Genomic DNA, 1,193 nt, shown 5'->3' with positions numbered 1-1,193 from the left:
GCCAGCTCCAGGACCAGCTCCCACCCGATCCGGCGTTGCCCGACCAACGCCCGCAGGCGCAGCTCCCGCGCGTCGGCGTCGGTGCCGGCCCGCCAGGCCCAGACCGCGACGGCGAGCGGGACGAGCAGCACCGGCAGCAGGTAGGCCCGGGCGTTGGCCAGCGGCAGGGCGCCGACGAAGGCGATGATCGCGGCCACCAGGATGGCTTGGTTGTACCGGAAACGGACCGTGTCGGGCTTACTCACCCTCCGATGATCCCACTTCCTGCCGTTTCGGCTCGCGGCGGGCGGTGCCACCGGCCGGGAGTACGCCGTACAGTGACACCGGTCGTTGTTTTCCCTGAGTAACCGGCAAGTAACCACTTCGGCTGTCCATCGTTGTCAATCGTGGGTAGCGGACTCGCAACGTCCGGTGCCCCGCACCGCCGCACCGCCCCCGTGCCCCCTCACGAAGGCGTCCGCCGTGCTCCTCGCGTACCCGTTCCGCGTTCTCGTCCCCCGTCGTGCGGCACCCGAGGCCGCCACGTCCGTGGCGGTGGCGCTGCTCCTCCTCGCCGGTGCCGCCGGCCTGGTCCCGACCTCGGTGGTGATCGCGTTGGGCGCCGGCGCCGGCGCCACACTCGCCGGGCTGCGACTGTCCCGGCTGGCCAGCCGGCGTGGCACCGACCCGCCACCGCGCACGGCGGGCGTGCTGCTCGACGCGGCGGTGGTGGCGGCCGGTCTCACCGCCGTCGTGCTGCCCCTGGCGGACATCGGGCACACCCGCGCCGTGCTGATCGGGTCGCTGGTCGTGGCGGCCCTCTCGGCGAGCGGTCTGTACCGGCTCCCCGGGCGCTCGCGGCCGACGGCCGCGGTCCGGTTGCGCGGGCTGGTCGAGTCGACCGGCCCGGCCGTCGGTATGGCCCTCGCCGGCTGGCTGCTGCTGCCGTGGGACGGTCTGTCGGTCCCGGTTCGGCTGGGTTGCGCGTTGACGCTCGGCGGGTTGGGGATGGCCGCGTTGAACGTGTTCGCGGGGCCGTGGCGGCGCTCGGGTGCGGCGATCTGTCGAGGCGGCGTCCTGCTCACCCTCTGCGGGTTGGTGCTGCTGGCCGTGTCGCCGTCCGCACCGGCCGGGCGGGTGGCCCTGCTGGCCGTACCCCCGTTGGTGTTCGGGATGTTGCTGGTCGCGGTCGGTGCCGCCGATGCGACGGACGA

The 1,193-nt window shown here is 74.1% G+C and carries 2 pseudogenes; one reads left to right on the top strand and one right to left on the bottom strand.

The annotated features are described in order from the left end of the window. Positions 1–245 (bottom strand): annotated as a pseudogene (locus KBX53_RS33550) (PH domain-containing protein); the annotation flags it as partial. Positions 246–462: 217 nt separating this feature from the next. Here KBX53_RS33550 and KBX53_RS33545 point away from each other — a divergent pair. Next, a pseudogene (locus KBX53_RS33545) lies at positions 463–1,193 on the top strand (GGDEF domain-containing protein); the annotation flags it as partial.

This window comes from Micromonospora sp. M51 (assembly GCF_018070305.1).
GTDB classification, from domain to species: Bacteria; Actinomycetota; Actinomycetes; order Mycobacteriales; family Micromonosporaceae; genus Micromonospora; species Micromonospora parva.
The sequence above is the reverse complement of the archived record's forward strand: the minus strand, read 5'-3'. Positions and strand labels throughout refer to the sequence as shown.